The 16,550-nt window shown below is 60.0% G+C and carries 15 protein-coding genes; 7 read left to right on the top strand and 8 right to left on the bottom strand.

The genetic code is table 11. From position 1 onward, the window contains the following. Positions 1 to 38 precede the first annotated feature (38 nt). From AC4FS3_RS16275 to AC4FS3_RS16240, 8 genes are all read right to left on the bottom strand, one after another. A complete protein-coding gene (locus AC4FS3_RS16275; protein WP_491021428.1) occupies positions 39 to 1,340 on the bottom strand; it encodes a BamA/TamA family outer membrane protein in 1,302 nt (433 codons plus the stop codon). A gap of 139 nt (positions 1,341 to 1,479) precedes the next feature. Beyond that, on the bottom strand, positions 1,480 to 1,935 hold the full coding sequence (locus tag AC4FS3_RS16270) for a TadE/TadG family type IV pilus assembly protein (RefSeq protein ID WP_283179171.1): 456 nt from the start codon (positions 1,933 to 1,935) through the stop codon (positions 1,480 to 1,482). Beyond that, positions 1,932 to 2,492, bottom strand: coding sequence for a hypothetical protein (locus AC4FS3_RS16265; protein WP_283179172.1), 561 nt, complete (start codon positions 2,490 to 2,492; stop codon positions 1,932 to 1,934). The genes AC4FS3_RS16270 and AC4FS3_RS16265 overlap by 4 nt, the downstream gene beginning before the upstream one ends. Positions 2,493 to 2,501: 9 nt before the next feature. Next, on the bottom strand, positions 2,502 to 3,809 hold the full coding sequence (locus tag AC4FS3_RS16260) for a type II and III secretion system protein family protein (protein ID WP_491021427.1): 1,308 nt from the start codon (positions 3,807 to 3,809) through the stop codon (positions 2,502 to 2,504). Between the two features lie 136 nt (positions 3,810 to 3,945). Further along, the gene (locus AC4FS3_RS16255) at positions 3,946 to 5,118 is read right to left on the bottom strand and encodes a beta-barrel domain-containing protein (RefSeq protein ID WP_092902998.1); all 1,173 of its coding nucleotides are present in this window, start codon (positions 5,116 to 5,118) and stop codon (positions 3,946 to 3,948) included. Next, positions 5,115 to 7,244 (bottom strand): type I secretion system permease/ATPase, encoded by a 2,130-nt coding sequence (locus AC4FS3_RS16250; protein WP_491021426.1) that lies wholly within the window; start codon positions 7,242 to 7,244, stop codon positions 5,115 to 5,117. The genes AC4FS3_RS16255 and AC4FS3_RS16250 overlap by 4 nt, the downstream gene beginning before the upstream one ends. Before the next feature lie 38 nt (positions 7,245 to 7,282). After that, positions 7,283 to 8,539, bottom strand: coding sequence for a TolC family protein (locus AC4FS3_RS16245; protein ID WP_491021425.1), 1,257 nt, complete (start codon positions 8,537 to 8,539; stop codon positions 7,283 to 7,285). Positions 8,540 to 8,554: 15 nt separating this feature from the next. Beyond that, complete coding sequence (locus AC4FS3_RS16240; RefSeq protein WP_491021424.1) at positions 8,555 to 9,418, bottom strand: hypothetical protein; 864 nt, start codon at positions 9,416 to 9,418, stop codon at positions 8,555 to 8,557. 427 nt (positions 9,419 to 9,845) lie between these two features. Between AC4FS3_RS16240 and AC4FS3_RS16235 the strand changes: the two genes are divergently transcribed. From AC4FS3_RS16235 to AC4FS3_RS16205, 7 genes are all read left to right on the top strand, one after another. Further along, the gene (locus AC4FS3_RS16235; protein ID WP_491021423.1) at positions 9,846 to 10,628 is read left to right on the top strand and encodes a tetratricopeptide repeat protein; all 783 of its coding nucleotides are present in this window, start codon (positions 9,846 to 9,848) and stop codon (positions 10,626 to 10,628) included. 103 nt (positions 10,629 to 10,731) lie between these two features. Next, positions 10,732 to 10,980 carry a hypothetical protein gene (locus AC4FS3_RS16230; RefSeq protein ID WP_491021422.1) on the top strand — a complete coding sequence of 83 codons (249 nt, stop codon included), beginning with the start codon at positions 10,732 to 10,734 and terminating at the stop codon, positions 10,978 to 10,980. After that, entirely contained in the window at positions 10,965 to 11,843 is an 879-nt protein-coding gene (locus tag AC4FS3_RS16225; protein ID WP_491021421.1) for a CpaB family protein, read from the top strand. Before AC4FS3_RS16230 ends, AC4FS3_RS16225 begins: the two co-directional genes overlap by 16 nt. Beyond that, on the top strand, positions 11,837 to 13,168 hold the full coding sequence (locus tag AC4FS3_RS16220) for a CpaE/TadZ family protein (protein ID WP_491021420.1): 1,332 nt from the start codon (positions 11,837 to 11,839) through the stop codon (positions 13,166 to 13,168). Before AC4FS3_RS16225 ends, AC4FS3_RS16220 begins: the two co-directional genes overlap by 7 nt. After that, positions 13,168 to 14,565, top strand: a complete 1,398-nt coding sequence (locus AC4FS3_RS16215; RefSeq protein WP_491021419.1) for a TadA family conjugal transfer-associated ATPase — start codon at positions 13,168 to 13,170, stop codon at positions 14,563 to 14,565. The genes AC4FS3_RS16220 and AC4FS3_RS16215 overlap by 1 nt, the downstream gene beginning before the upstream one ends. 2 nt (positions 14,566 to 14,567) lie before the next feature. After that, positions 14,568 to 15,527 (top strand): type II secretion system F family protein, encoded by a 960-nt coding sequence (locus AC4FS3_RS16210; RefSeq protein ID WP_283179182.1) that lies wholly within the window; start codon positions 14,568 to 14,570, stop codon positions 15,525 to 15,527. A 31-nt stretch (positions 15,528 to 15,558) separates the two neighbouring features. Continuing rightward, positions 15,559 to 16,422 (top strand): type II secretion system F family protein, encoded by an 864-nt coding sequence (locus AC4FS3_RS16205; protein ID WP_491021418.1) that lies wholly within the window; start codon positions 15,559 to 15,561, stop codon positions 16,420 to 16,422. Positions 16,423 to 16,550: the final 128 nt, after the last annotated feature.

The raw sequence follows: 16,550 nt of genomic DNA, 5'->3' as shown, positions 1-16,550 counted from the left end.
GTCCGGCTGCGGCAGATCTGCTGCCGCAGCCGGATTTCTCAGAATGACGTACTGAAACTGATACCAAAGCTCTGCCTGTCATCGCCATCCTGATAATCCACCGGTTTGGCCACAAAGAGCGACACCGGTATATTGCCCAGATCAAGTGTCAGCGAAACGCCGACCGAGCTGCGGATATACTTCCCGTCATCGACTGTGCCGCCCAGCGTATCATCCAGCCCCCAGGCCGACCCGATATCTGCAAAGACGCCGACGCGCCCGGTGGTGCCGAGCAGCTGGTCGATCTCACGCTGCAACTCGACACTGGTCACATAGTAATTATTGGCGCCAAGGAACCAGTCGCCGTCTTTCGGGCCGATGCCGCGCGGCGCGAAGCCCCTGAAATCGGCCCCACCGACAAAGAAACGGTCAACCGCGCGTGTGTTATGACCATTCTGGCCGGAAACAATACCGCCGCGCAACCCGACCAGCAGCGATGTCTTCTCTGCCAGCGCAAAGCGCGCATCCGCCTCGATCCGGGTCTCATATGTCTTCTGATCGGTGCCAAGCCCCCAGAAATACTGGTCCAGTGACAGCGAAAGCCCGGTCACGAAACCAGCCCCGCCGTTCTTCGAGGGGTTGGAAGAATAGCTGACGCCAAGGCGGACATAGGGTGCGTCAATGACCCCCATCTCACGGCCAAAAAGCACGCTGGAGCCCGCGGCCACATCCGTCATATCGTCGCGGCGATAGCCGACCCCCAGTTCCGCCCTGCCGCCCGAGGCAAAGGGAAGTGCCAGATATGGCTCGACCAGCACCCGCTTTGCGGTGAAGCCCTGATCGCTATAGCTGGTCTTGCGTATCTCGGTATCAATCCCGAAATCCAGATCGCCAAAGGCATCCGCGCGATAAAGCGATGTGCGGAAAGACTGCACCTCTTCGGCGAACCGCAGATCAATTGAGCCAAAGGTGCCCGGAAACAGGTTGTAACGCTCGAAGTAAAGGTTGAGCGTCGCGCCATCGCGGCTGTCATAAGCCAGACCGACCTCAACCCGGCCGGGGCGGTCATTCAGCTCGCTGACCTCGACCACAAGGGTCGCGCCCTCGCCCCGCACCTCTACGCTGCGAAACTGGCCGCTGCTCATCAGGCATTCCCGGACCGCGCTCATATCGGATGAGTCATACTCGCCCGCTACGACCTCACAGGCAGCCGCAATATCATCAGCTGCAATGAATTCGGCCCCCCGAACCTCGACCGCCGAATAGGGCCGTGCCTGAAGGCTGCCGACAAAAACAGATCCGGCAGCCGCCGCGATCAGAACAGCAGGCGCGGCACGTTGCAGGTTCAGGAAGACAGCCATCAGATATTCCCCTCAGTGGCAGCTGAAGATGAGATCGGGAATCGGCAGAGGGGATTCCCGCAATCCGACGTCTGATAAATCAATCACACGTTGCATGCACCCGATTCCTGCCGCGCTTCAGGTGCAAATTGTCAGATCGTCAGAGTTTGATGGCAGAAATACGGGTGATGATCCCCAGATCAACGCCAAAGGTCTGCCCCAGCGACTGCACAAAGCTTCCCGCGAAATTATACGTCACCTGCACGGTGACAAAGCCGTTCGCATCCGGAGCACCAGGGCAAGGCAGAACCGTCAGATCCGCAGGGTCAAGCAGCACCGACTGCCCGATGAGAACCCCCATCAGGATCTCGTCATCGGCCAGGGACTTGCAAACATCTGCGGGCGGCGTTGCGCGGCTCAGACGGCCAATGGATTGTCGCGCAAGTTCATGCGCCAGTTGCTGCACATCGCTTGCGGTCGCAATCAGAAAACTCACGAAGACAATAAGGAACAGAAAGGCGAGAAACAGCGGGAAAATGATCACAAATTCGATGGTAATCGCGCCATCTTCGCGCTTCGCCCAGGACCTGACAGCTCTGAAGAGATCCGGTTTCACGGTGCAAACCCTGCCTGCGGTGTTTTTGCCGGAGGCAAATATCTTGCCCCCTTATCCGGCATGAAAACATCTGCCGGATAAGCAATCATCGCGGCAAGATTTCTGGCGGAAGCGCATCCCGCCTCGCCCGTGCCGCCTTTACACGTCACATTTACCCCCGTCACCCGAACCACCCGGATGATCCCCTGCGGCTCTGATTGCGGCAATTCGCGCAGATCATCGTCCTGGATAAAGCGGACCCGCGCAGGATAGGCGGCAAAAATCTGGCTGAGCGTCTTACGCCGGCCTGCATCGCGTTCAGGCAGGCGGTTTTTGGGCACAGAGACCACCAGAGTATCCTGGCTGGTCAGACCCAGCTTATCCAGGAAGCTGCGGATCCGCTTCTGCTCGGCCGCACCGATATCGGTCGAGCAGGACAGGAAGGAATAGGGCAGAACGGCCTCATGCGTCTGCGCAGAAAGGCGCTCGGTCGGGCCTTGCGGCAATGGGGCGCCACAGGCTGCCAGAAGCCCTGCTGTCAGCAAGGGCACGAAAATGCGGGTGACTCTGATCTGCACTGTCGGTTCCTATTGCAGCATGAACCCACCCCGGCGGACCTTTGACTGGCCCTTTTCGCCTGGACGGATCGTTTTGCTCATTTGCCCGGTCACAAGCTGCTCAATGGCGCCACTTGCTGGCTTCACCTCATCGACCGGAGTGCGCAGGTTGTTCGGGCTGGTGGGCTTCACCAGATAGGGGGTCACGATGATGACCAGTTCGGTTTCGCCCTTCTTAAAGCTTGAGGATCTGAACAGCGCCCCGAGGATCGGAAGATTGACGAGACCGGGGATACCGCTCAGCGATTGTGCGGTATCGGCCTGGAACATGCCGGCAATGGCAAAGCTCTGACCGCTGCCGAGTTCCACCGTGGTTGTCGCGCTGCGCTCGGACAAAGCGCGCCCGTCCGGTGTGGAATTGGCCTCATCAACTGCGCGCACCCGGGTGTTGATCTGCAGCTGGATCTGGTTCTGATCAAAGACGGTCGGGGTGAATTCCAGCTCTACACCGATGGATTCGAAGGTCGTCGAAATCTTTCCGTCCGCGTCAGTGTTCCTGTAGGGGATCCGTCCCCCGGCCAGAAAGGTCGCCGCCTCGCCGGAACGGGCCGTCAGGTTCGGCTCGGACAGGATGGTGACCAGCCCGTTGCGCGCGAGGGCGTCCAGCACCAGGTTGATATTGCGGTTGCCTGCACCGACATTGATGTCGACGCCTCCGGGGCGCGAAGAAACACGCGGCTGCCCGACATCACGCGCAGCGCTCAGGCTGAGGCCAAGATCCTCGCTGATGGTGCGGGAGACTTCGGCGATCCGAACCTGGAGATTGACCTGAGAGGCCGCCTCAACTTCGAGCCGGTTGACGATAATTGCGCCATCGCCAAGCAATGCCGCCACAACATCGGCGGCGGTTTCGGCATCATCGATGCTGCGCACGCGGCCGCTGAGAAAGACCGCACCTTCGACCGTTTTCACCGAGACCGAGCCACCGCTGATCGCACTTTGCGCGGCCGAGGCAAGCCGGGCGGAATCGATGCCGACAGAAATGGTGGTGCTGAGAATCTGTTCGTCATTCTCTCCCAGGACGAACAGATTTGACTCACCGATATTGCGGCCAACGATGTAGAGATAGCGGGCCGATTGCAGATCGATCTCGGCAACATCCGGATTGGAAAGAAAAACTGCGGTCGCAGGCTCTTCGAGCTTGATGAATTTCGCCTCGGAAACATTCAGGGAAAGCCCCCCGCGCCCGGCGCTCCAGACTTCCTGGGCAAAGCTCGGCGCCACTGCGGCAACGGTCAGAAAAAACGACATCACGGCCGAGAGCCCCATGCCTGCCATTAATCTTTCTCCCCCGCAGTCGCGTTATTACGCCGTTGTCTGTCACATCGTATCGGCTACTGCGCGATACGCGAATACCATAACGCGATATCCAGCGGGATTACAAATACCACTGGTTGTATTACCTACAATTTAATCAACGCAGCTGAGCGCGCAAAATCGGCCGCGTCAGATAGCTCAGCACCGAACGCCGACCGGATTCAATGTCGACCTGCGCCACCATGCCGGGGCGGATCGGCAGTTCCTCACCATTTCGTTCAAGATAGCTTTTCTCGGTGGTGACCATCACCCGGTAATAGGCCTGAACACCGTTTGCCGTTTGTTCATCGACCGTATCACCACTGATCTGCGAGACCGTCCCTCTGAGATCCCCATAGGTCGAGAAATCATAGGCCGTGATCTTTACGCTGGCAGGCATTCCGGGTGCGATAAAGGCCACGTCCCGCGGAGAAACCTTTGTCTCGATCATCAGCTGATCGTCGATGGGGGTCACTTCCATGATGGATTCCCCGGGCTGCACAACACCGCCCAGCGTGGTGATATTGACGTTGTTGACGCGCCCCGAAACCGGCGATCTGATCTCGGTCCGGTCAAGCTGGTCCTGTTTCTGGATCATCTGCTGTTCCAGCACCACAAGCCGCCCCTTTTTCGCAACCAGATCGCGATAGGCTTCCTGCACATAGTTGTTGCGCAACTCGCTGATCCGCCCCTGCAGCTCTGCCTCCTGCTGCTGAAGCCGCAGCAGATCGACTTTGCTCACAGATCCCTGTTTCGCCAGCGGCTCGGTGATGTCGATCTGACCGATGATCGCGGCGCGTTCGGCCTCGGCCGCGCCGATAGATTCATTCAGCTTGGTGCGGCGGGCCTGAAACAGCCGCAGCTCATTGGCCCGGGCTTCACCATCCGCATCACCGCTGAATTCGATCTTGTCGCTTTCCATCACCTCGGCTTCGAGACGAGCGATTTCGGCGCGCAGCGTATCGATCTCGGCAGTGGTTTCCAGAAAGGCCGAGCGAAACCGTGTCGCATCGATCTTTGCGATGGCCTGCCCTTCCCGGACGATGTCACCTTCATGCACCAGCAATTCCGACAGAATGCCGCCTTCGAGGCTCTGGATCGTCTGCATCCGGCGCAGAGGAACCACGGTTCCGTCGCCACGGGTGATTTCATTGATCTGCGCAAAAGCGGACCAGATCACCGCGATCAGCAGCGATGCCGAAACAATCCAGACCGTATGGCGGGCCGTTACCATGGATTTACGACGGAAACTTCCGTCGAGATAATCCGGCTGTAAATCTGTCTGTGTCATTTGACAGCCTTCACCTGCTGGGTCGAAGAGGCGCGTGCAAGATCCATGATCTTGCCAAGCGCATCATCATGCGCGATTGCGCCGTCTTTCAGAACAACCGCGCGCTCTGTCAGAGCCAGCAGTTCGCGCTTATGCGTTGCGATGATCGCGGTGCGGCCTGCCAGCCAGGTTTTCAGGAATTGCACGACATGCTGTTCGGTCATGTGATCAAAGGCGGCCGTGGGTTCGTCCAGGATCACCACCCTCGGATCCTGCAAAATGATCCGGGCAAGGCCGATGGCCTGACGCTGCCCGCCCGAGACATTGGCATTGCTGTAAAGCGCCATATCGAGACCGCGGACATGGCGCCGGACATGGCGTCCCAGCCCAACGGCATCCAGCGCCTCGAACAGCTCGTCATCACTGTGAAGTCCGTGATCAAGCTGGAGATTTTCGCGCAAGGTGCCCTGAAAGAGGGCCGCGCTTTGCGGCAGATAGCCGATCTGGCGACGGCGGTCGATCGGATCAATCTGGGCCAGTGACAGGTTATCAAGCAGAACCGAGCCCGATGCCGGATCTGTCAGCCCGGCGATCAGCCGCAGGAAGGTCGATTTGCCTGCCCCGTTGCCTCCCAGAAGCGCGATATGTTCGCCCGCTCTGATGGTGAGGCTTTTGATGTTCAGAACCTCGCCGCTTTCCTTGTCATGGGCATAGGTGGCATCCGTCACCTGATAGCTGCCGCCAATCTGCTGGGCGCGCAGATAATGGCGGTCCGCCGGGCGTTCGACCGGCATTTCCATAATCTTGTCCAGGTTGTCCATCGCGGCCCGAACCTGCTGCCAGCGGGTCAGAAGCCCGGCCACCTGGCCGAGCGGCGCCAGCGTCCGGCTGGTCAGAAGCGTGCAGGCGATCAGACTGCCGGTCGTCATATTACCGGCCGAGATCTGATAAACCCCGACCACCACGACCAACCCGTAGCAAAGCTGCTGCGTGGAAGCCGCAATCTGCATCAGGAACGTGGTCTGCTCGCGGGCCTTAACGCCGGTTTCGGCCATGGTCGCCGTCAGCTGCACATAGGCACGATGCAGCCGCCCCTCGGCACGCGCCGCCTTCACCGTTTCCAGATTGGAAACCGCCTCCAGCAGAAGGCCGTTCAGGGCAGCGCTTTCCCGGGTATTCTGGCGGGAAAGCGTTGCCAGCTTGCGCTGCATCAGAAGCCCCGGCCCAACCATCAGCACGCCCCCGAACAATACGACAAAGGCAACCGGGCCACCGATATAGGCGATGATGCCGATAAAGATCAGCACGAAGGGAATGTCACAGATCGCCGACGCTGTGCCCGAGGTGAAAAACTCGCGTACAGTCGAGAAATCCCGCACCTGGTTGGCAAAGACCCCGGTCGAACGCGGCTGGTGCGACAGGCGAAGATTTGCGACCTGTTCAAACAGCCGTGCCGAGAGCGTCAGATCGAGATCACGCCCCGACAGATCGATCAGCCGCGAGCGCATCATCCTCAGGACAAATTCCAGCAGAATGGCAAGACCGACACCGCTGGCCAGAATCCACAGCGTATCGAACACCTGGTTCGGCACGACACGGTCATAGACCTGCATCGAGAACATCGCGGTCGAGACCGCCAGGAGCGAGGCCACAAAGCTCGCAAGGAAAACATCCCGGTAGATGGACATGTTTCCAAGCACCGCACCGATGATCCAGTGCCGCCTGTCGGGATCGGTCTCACCAAGCCGCTGCGAGACCACATCAACCGGTTTAGAGGCAAGGAAACGACCGCCATAGGCCTCTTCCAGTTCGGCCCGGCTTTTATGCACGCGCCCGCCACCCGTCTCCGGCAGCACAAGAACAGCGCTGGTCTCATCCAGCTTTTCGAGCAGCGCGACTTCATCATCCTTGCCAAAGACAAGAACCGGCAGCGCTTCTGGCGGGATCGAGGAGAGCGGGCCGGTGGCAATCCGGCAGCTCAGATTCACGCGGCGCAGCGCCCGCGCACTAGCGGTGATGCTGAGGCCGCCATGCGCCTCTCGCGGCAGGCCATCGCTCAGTCTTTCGACCGAGGCCGCAATACCATGTGCCCGACAAAGCTCTATCAGGCCGAGAACGAGCGCGTCCCTGTTGTCGCTGGCAGCCATAATGTCCCGCCTGAGTGCTGGAGGTCTTTAACGTTGGATCAACGGGTACCAAACAAAAGAGAGCCTAACATACCAACGGAGTGTGCTGCAGCATATTCCGTATGTTTGCGTTCTTTGTATGTCTCAATTTTGTCCATTTCGGCTTCGTAGTGATCGCGCCCCGTGGTCAGAAGGTCGATCAACTCTCTTTTCCCGCCGATAAACTGCTGCTCATAGGCGTCCAGAACCTCAGCCGCCCGGTCGAGCTGGCGCTGTTGCGAGGCCTCATTGCCCTGCAAAACGCGAATCTGTTCGACATAAACCCGAACCGTATTCTGAAGGTCGCGCTCTGCCGCTTTCAGCCGGGCTTCGGCTGCGGCCTTATCCTGTTCAGCCGCGACCACTGCGCGTCCGCTGAAACTGCTGGAATTCAGGTCGACGCCCGCCGTGATTCCTACCGCACCACTGCGACCGCGCCCGCCCGTCAGGTCCTGACGGCCCTGAGCCTGCAGGGTGATCTTCGGCTTGTTGGACGCCTTGGCTGCCTTGATCCCCTGAAGCGCGATATCGAGATCGGCTTTTGCCTCGACATAGGCCGGAGCAATCACGACTGCGGCAATGATATTCGCGCTGGACGCAAACTGATCGGTGAAGGCAAGGTTCGGCGGAATGCCCGGATTGACCACCGGCTTGCCCAGCAGGTATTCCAGCTGTGACGATGTGATCGTGCGATCCGCCTGCAGCTGCGTCATCCGCTCTTCCGCACGGGCGATCTCCAGCAGCGCGCGTGCAATTTCGGAACTGTCAGAAAGCCCCGCCGAGACGCGGCTGCGCGAGAAGCCTTCAATCCGGTTTGCGAAGTCGATATAGACCTGCGTTTTCGCGATCTTAAGATCGAGCGTTTCAAGTTCCAGATACAGTTCAGAGATCTCGAGGCTGAGATCCTCAACCGCCATTTTCAGCTGCGCCACGACCTTAATCCGGCTCAGCGAGGCGGCCGCGATCCTGCTTTTGACCAGCCCCCAGTCGATCAGAACCTGCGAGACAGTCACTGTCAGGGCCGGATCATCATCGGTCGTGCTGGTGGCCCCGGAAACACTGAGCTGCGGCCGCTTGCCGTCTTTCGCGATCTCGATATTGGTGGTTTCGCGCGCAACGGCGTGTTGCAGCGCCTCGACCGTCGGGTCGCGCTCCGTCCCGATCCTGACCGCCTCTTTCAGAGACTGAGCCAGAACCGGTGACACCAGAAACGCACCAACAAAAAGTGCGAGAGCACCGGAATGGGCAAGCCGAAACGAGGAGGAAGCAAGGACCATATGCAAATGCGCCGGTCAGCCTTCCGGCGGGGTGTAGAGCAGATCACCCATCAATGCCGAAAGAAGGTCCGGGCCTGCGTCATGCAATGCGCTGCCATCCGCCGCGTCGGCCAGCAGAGAGACAGGCGCGGCAGACGTGTCGCCGGCAAACAGATCGGTCCCAGCCTGGCCGTGATCAAGAATGGCCGCAAGAAGAGACACAACATCAGGGTCTGCTGGCGCAGCAGCATCGACCGGGGCGGGAACATCTTCCGCAACGGTTTCTGCCTGCGGCGCCGCTGCCGCAGGTGCAGGTGCAGGTGCGACATGGTCGTCATTGCCGCCGCGAATCATAATCCCCACGGCCGGGAACATAGACGCCCCGAAAATTGCGCTGTCCAACGGCATACCGGCAAAGTAAGTGCCGGCGCCGGCGTCTCCGCCTGCGGAGGATCCGGCATCTGCCGAAGCCGCGCCCGTCGGTTCACCGCCCCCGACATCGACCTCGACCACGGTCTCACCTTCCCGAAATGCGCCCGAAGGTTCCACGGTCTGGGGTTTTGCCTCAACATCTGCGACGGCGGTCTGCGCCGTGGGATCTGCGGGGACAAAGGGTTCCGGCGCAATCAGCCCGGTCACTTCGATCGCGCCTGCCGATCCGCCATCGCGCAGCCGGCTGTATTCTCCGGCAGGACCGATGACGAAGAAATCCCTGACCATGACCTCCTGCCCGTCCAGGAGTGTCACTTTCAGATCCGCCCCGGATTTCTCGTAGAAGGCGACTCCCGCAGCACCGCTTCCGAAGTAGACTTCGGACGGAACAGAGAGCCTGACATCATTCGAAACGCTGCGGGTCGCAGCACCGGACTGGCCGCTTGCCGCCGTAAATATCTCAACCATGGGTATGGCCCTCCGGGGATTTTGTCACTGGCATAGGTCAGTCGGTCGATTCCCGCAATGCCATATAGAACGCAAACCCGACACGCCTCACACCCCGGTTCGCCTGATAAAAAGGCTGCCGCAAAGAGCGGCAGCCAAGAGCCGGAAACAGTAAGGCGGTTCCGCTTCCGGTAGATTCACTGCTTACCAACACCTATGGCCCGGCCATATACATCCGACCCACTTCAGGTTCAGACACTGCTACCGACAGTTGTTTCTGCCAGATCTCGCTTAGCTTTTACCTGCATGATACAAACCTAAGAACTGATAAAGTAACTTTCGTATATGTTACTCGTTCGGACTTTGCAATATCCATCGACTCGAGGTGATGGACGTTCTGAAATCCCGCGACTAAACCTATAGTGGAATACAACTTATGAGGGCGGACATGTTTTCACGCTTGGCTGCGCTTCCGGCCATCCTGAGTGCATTGCTTGTGCTATCCGGCTGCAGCCTGCCCGCTGTCATGGAAAAGCAACCGCAAGGCGAAACCGAACAGGTCGCCGAGGCTGCCTGGTCCATCGGGGATTATGCTGAAGCCGCCCGCCTGTTCGAGCTCGCCTCTGCCAGAAATCCGAAATCGGTGACCGCCCTTGTCGGGCTTGGAAAGTCCTATACTGCACTGGCCCAGTACAACCGCGCGCAGAATGCGCTTTTCAGGGCACGCGATCTGAACCGGCGCAATCCCGAGGTTCACAACCAGCTCGGCAATCTCGCGCTCCAGGAGATGCATCCCAAGATCGCCATCGAGCATTTCGATACAGCTCTGCGGCTCGACCGGACCAATCTCGCGGCTCTCACCGGGAAAGCTGTCTCCCTTGACTACCTGTCCCGCCATGCAGAAGCGCAGGAGGTCTACACGCGCGCCCTGCAGACCTGGCCGACCAACTTCCCCTTGCTGAGCAACTACGCCCTTTCCCAGGTGCTGGGCGGCAATATCGGCGCCGGGATGAAACTGATGGAAGAACTGCTGCGCGATCCTGCAAATGGCGACACCGTGCGCGCCAATCTGGCCATCGCCTATGCGCTGGACGGGCGCAGTCGCGATGCGAAAGCAATGTTGTCGGGCCTTATGTCGGACGCCGATATCGAGAAGAGCCTGCGCCACTACGCGGCCGCGCGCCAAGACTACCTTGCGGGTAAGCCGATCGGATACATGATCTTTCAGTAGAACAAGAGTTGCGTGACCTTACTTAGTATGTACCGTACAGACGACTGATCGGAATACTGCGCGAAGTGATGTTTGCGCCTTCCGGAAACGTGAGGAGGGCCAGGTGACAAGATCAGTAAGATTTGCGACCGGCCAGAGCGGTGCCGTCTCTGTCGACTGGCTGGTGCTGAGTGCTGCCGCGTTCGCGCTGGCAGCTGCTGCAATGGCGATGGTGAACAGCGGCGTTCTGGATCTGGCATCGGAAAAGCTTGCTCAGATCGTAGAGCGCGCGGTTGACGAAGTCGGAAATGACACCACAGATAGAAAACTTAACTATACCCAAGGTTGCACGAAGCAATGCACGTCAAAATAATCGCACTGATCGCTTGCGGGATCGTCCTGGCGCTCGGCGGGGCGTTCGGCACCTTTCATTATACAAGAGCCCTGGAGCTCGAGCTCGCCGCGGCACGCAGCAGCTTACGCGCCTTTGGTGAGACTGTTGAGATACCGCTGGCGGCACGCGACATTGCTCCCGGCACCGTGCTGACTGCGGAAAGCCTTGTTACAGCAAAAGTGCCGGTCAGCTATCTGCCTGGCAACATCCTGCAAGGTCTGCCCGTGGCCGCCGCGGGCGAAAGCTTTGTGGCGCTGACCGCGCTGAAAGCCGGAAACGCGATATTCGATACTGACATTGCGAAATCGGGCACAACGCCGGCAGGGGTGCTGCTGCCAGTCGGGAACGGCCGGATTTTTGCCATCACGCCGCGCAACCTCGCCGATTTCAGCGACAAGCTTGCAGACGGGACACGGGTCGACATTGTCTGGACCCAGGATATCGGCGCCGGGAAATCCGAGACCAGACTGATCGCGACCGGATTGCGCGTCAGGACACCGCCCGCAAACGGGCAGCCTGCCGGGGCAGTTTCAGCGCTTGCTGACAAGCTGTTGCTGGAAGGAGAGTTCACGGACGCCATTCGCGGTGTCGTGGCCAATCATCAGAGCGGCTTCATGAGCATCATCCTGTCGGATGGCAGCCGCAGCCTTGACGGTGATTTTGTGGTGTTTGGCCCGACCGACCTTGAGAAACTGCCGCTGGCGGTGCGCGCATCCGGCACCCAGGACACAGGCGGCTCATCCATACTCGGCAAGATCACCGGCGGGAACTCTTCCCGGGAGCGCTGTCCGACCGCAGTCATCAGGGGCGGTTCCAGATCGATTGCCGAAGTCCCATGCTGAGCAAACGTCGGGCCACACAAGAAACGCGCCTTTGCTCGATCTGCGATGGCGTTGACGCCGTGATGCTTTTTGCGGCCTGGTTCTCGCGCATTCCACCCGGTGCGGTTCGCACGGATCTGTCTATGTCCGAGGCGCTCGACCATCTGCAACTGCATCGGGAAGACCGCTTCGACACCGTCGTTCTGGTCCCGAATGCCAGTAAGACGGCGCTGCCGCGCCTTTTGCAGGCGCTTGTGGAAGAGGCAGGCAGGCACACGGGCGAAGTGCTGGTCCTGCTGCCGCTGAAGTCGCGGTTGCAGATCCCGGATGCCGCGCGCAAAGGGTTTAAGGTTCTCTACGGCCCCCCCTTTACCGATACTGCCCCACCTGCCGGAGAGGACGCCCCCGCTGACAGGACAGCCGGGCCCGGATCAGACAGCGCAGCCGGTTCTGCGCCGGCTTCAGGATTCTGGGGAAGGTTCCTCCCGCGCAAGGGGAAGAACAGGATATCCGTTCCCGCGCCGTCCGTTCCTATAGTGCCGCCACCCGGACGCGACCTGCCTGACGCGCTGAAGACAATCATGGTGCTCCCCATCTGCGGCGGGGCGGGTGCGACAACAATCGCCGTCAATCTTGCTGCCGAACTGGCGCAGGCGCAGCAAGACCGCACTGTCTGCCTGATTGATCTGCACCTGCAATATGGCAATGTCGCAACCTATGCGGGCCTCACGGCGAATACGCGCATTCTTGACGCCTATCGCGGTATTGAGGCGCTCGACTCTGATGCCTTCGATATGTGTCTGCGCAGCACCGCCCCAAACCTGCATATTTTCTCGGACCCGGGCGAGATCCTCCCGGTCGACGGGATCAATGCCGCGCATCTGCGCCGCCTTATCGGGCTCGCCCGCAACAAGGCGGATCTGGTGATTGTTGATCTGCCGCATCAGCTTCCGGACTGGAGCGGGGCCGCCTTCGACCAGGCCTCTGTCATTCTGGCCCCTGCCCTGCTCGACGTTCGTTCCGCGCAGAACCTGGCGAAGCTGCAGGATCTTATCCGCTCCGAAGGGCTGCCCGGAGGCAAATTCCGCTGCCTGCTCAACCGCGCGCCGCTGCGGCGGTCCCAGCTGTGGGAAGACGCCCGCGCCCGGTTTGAAAAGCATAATGAGTTCGGCGTGTTCAAAACCTTGCCCGATGGGGGAGATCCGGTTTCCATGGCCTGCAATGCCGGAATTCCCCTGGCCAGGCATGCGCCGGCGAATGTCTTTCGACTGGCGGTCCGCGACCTGGCCGCAGACATCCTTGCCAAGGCAGGGCCCCGAGAGCTGACCACGGCGGAGGCTGGCTGATGTTCCGTAAATTTCGCGACAGCAGACTTGCAGAGCAAAGCGAGGCTCCCCAGGAGAACCCGCTCAGCCATTTTCAGCCTGAAGCCGCGCTGCCGGCGGAAATCCCCTCGGCAGAGAACCAGGCCGCGCGCCAGCGGCGGCGCAAGCTGACCGAGATCCGGCAGCAGGCCCATCAGCAATTGCTGGAGGTTCTCAACCTTTCCGCTTTGGTGCAGGCCTCGGAGGCAGATATCAAAACCGAGATTGCCTCGGTTCTGAAAGCGGTCATCCCGTCGCAAAGTGTTGCGGTCAGCCGGTCCGACCGCGACAGCCTGGTCAATGATCTCTATTATGAGGTCATGGGGCTGGGGCCGCTGGAAATCCTGCTCAATGACGAGACCGTCTCGGATATTCTCATAAATGGCCCGGAACAGGTTTTCATCGAACAGGGCGGGCTTCTTGAACTGACCGATGTGCAATTCCAGGACGAGGCCCATCTGCGCCGCATCCTGCAAAAGATCGTCGGCATGGTCGGGCGCCGGCTGGACGAATCCACCCCTTATGTCGATGCCCGGCTTCAGGATGGCTCACGCCTCAATGCCGTGATTTCCCCGATTGCGCTTGATGGCACGCTGGTTTCCATCCGCAAATTCCGCAAGGACAAGCTCAGCCTCGAACAGCTGACCTTTCTGGGCGCGATGAGCGAGAAGATGGCGATCTATCTGCGCGCGGCCGTTGCCTGCCGGCTGAATATTGTGATCTCGGGCGGGACCGGCTCGGGCAAGACCACACTGATGAATGCGCTTTCGGCCTATATCGGCAAGCGCGAACGGATCATCACCGTCGAAGACACTGCCGAATTGCAGCTCCAGCAAAAACATGTCGGCCGGATGGAAAGCCGCCCGCCCAATATCGAAGGCAAAGGCGCCGTCACCCAGCGGGATTGTCTGCGCAATGCCCTCAGGATGCGCCCCGACCGGATCATCGTGGGCGAGACCCGTGGCGATGAAGTGATCGACATGCTGCAGGCGATGAACACCGGGCATGACGGCTCGATGACCACGATCCACGCCAATTCGGCGCGCGACGCCACCAGCCGGCTGGAAAACATGGTTGCCATGGCGGGGATCGAGATCCCCCTGACAGCTTTGCGGCGCCAGGTCGCCAGCGCGGTCAACCTGATCGTGCAGGTCAACCGTTTGCAAGATGGCAGCCGCAAAGTGACCTCGATCACCGAAGTGACGGGCTGTGAAGGCGATGTCCTCACCATGCAGGAGCTGTTCTATTTCGAACATAGCGGTGTGACCCCAGATGGCCGTGTCGAAGGGCATTTCGCCGCGACCGGGGTACGCTCGGACTCGTCTGACCGCTTCCGCCGCTGGGGGATCACCCTGCCACCCGACCTTTACGGGGTGTGACGATGAGCCTTGCTCTCATTTTCTCGCTTTTGGTCGGAGCAGGGCTGGGGCTGATTGTCGTTGCAATTTTCTATAGCCGCGTGCTGCGCCGCCGCGCCTTTTTGCAAGCCGTCATCGCGCGCTTTTCAGGCCGGTCCGCAACCGGCGGGGATGAGCCCGCCCCGGATCATGTGGCGCTGCGGCGCGACGGGCCGCCATCCTGGTGGCGTCCTCTGCTGCCCGGCAAATGGGACGACGTCAATATGGCGGCCTTCACCGCCGAAATGCGGCGGATTGCCCTTGTCCTGACGCTGACCATCACGACCCTGGTGATGATTTTGTTCAACGCGCTTCTGAACATCAATATCCTGATTGGCGCGGTGGCCGGGCTGCTGCTGTCAGCGGTCGTATGGTATTTCTGGATGAAGATGCGCAGCAACAAACGATTGCTCCGCATCGAGGAAGGAGTGCCAGAGGCGCTCGATATGATCGTGCGCTCGCTCCGGGTCGGTCTGCCGGTCAGCACCGCGCTCCAGGTTGTCGGCCAGGAGCTGATCGGTCCGCTGGCCGAAGAATTTGGCGAGACCTCGCGCCGGATCAGCTATGGCCAGGAGCCGGTATCTGCATTGCGCGAAATGGCAGATCGCTGCAGGAACCAGAGCCTGAGGTTTCTGGCTGCCGCTGTGGCACTGCAATCGTCAACAGGTGGCAATCTGGCCGAAGTGCTTGAGCGTCTTTGCTCCATCGCGCGGGGCCGGCAACAGTTGCAGCGCAAAGTACGCTCGATCACGGCCGAAGCGAAGTGGTCGGGACGGTTCCTGTCCTTCTTCCCGATCGGCGCCACGGTGATGCTGCTGGCCATCAACCCGGACTATTTCTCCGAGATCTCTGACAAACCCTTCTTCATTCCCATGCTCTGCGTTGTCGCCGGCCTGTTGTTCATGAACATGCTGTTCATGCGCTGGCTCGTGAAGATCGAGTAAGGCGGGTGGCGAATATGACAGAGGGCATTGAATGATCGCTATCAGCTCCTGGATCCTGTTGGGAAGCTTCATCGGCTGCGCGCTGATGTTCGCGATGGCCCTTTTGTTGTTGCAGCGTGCCCCTGCGGCACCGGCGGCGGCACCGGCGAAGCCTGTCCCGGATATGCCCCTTGTCATGGCCGAGCCAGAGTCCGACAATTCCGAGATCCGCAGACAGTTGTTCCAGGCAGGCTTTCACCATCCGAAAGCCGTGCGCTGGTTTCTTTATGCCAAGGTCAGTTTCGCGATTGTCGCGCTGCTTCTTTCGCTGATCCTGCTGCGTGTGGTACCGCAGTTGCGGGATCTGGAGCCACTGCCACAACTGGGCTTCCAGCTGGTTATGGCGGTGCTCGGCTATTTCATCCCCGTGATGATCGTCGAGAGACGGCGCACCGCCTGGCTGAAGCGGATCGAGATCGCGCTGCCGGATGCGCTGGATTTCATGCTTATCTGCGTCGAGGCAGGGCAATCCACCGATATCGCGGTTATGCGTGTCGCAGAGGAGATCGCCCCGGTCCACCCGGACCTCTCCGCAGGCCTCGTCAACCTGACCGAAGCGCTGGCCGCCGGGGCAGACCGCCAGGAAGCCTGGCTGAAACTGGTCTATGAAACCGGCAACCAGGATCTTCGACAGCTCGCAAATATCATTCTGCAATCCTCGACCATGGGCACGCCGGTCGCCCAGACCCTGCGCGTATTCAGCGCAGACCTCCGCGACCAGCGCGTCCGAAAAATTGAAGAACGTGCCAATGTGCTGCCGACCAAGATGACGCTTGGCACGATGATGTTTACCGTACCGCCGCTTTTGATCCTGCTGCTGGCCCCGGCCATCTACCGGATCGTCTCTTCATTCTGACCTGGACTGCGGACCTGACATAAATGCCAATGCCGACAACGCAAATCAGCCGCCACAAATTCCGCTGGGTATCCGCGCTCTGCCTGGTCCTCACGCCATGCCTCGGGACCCAGCTTGTATTGGGCGGT

It is taken from the genome of Pseudogemmobacter sp. TB195 (assembly GCF_058313095.1).
Note: the sequence above shows the minus strand (reverse complement) of the source record. Positions and strands in the feature narration are given on the sequence as shown.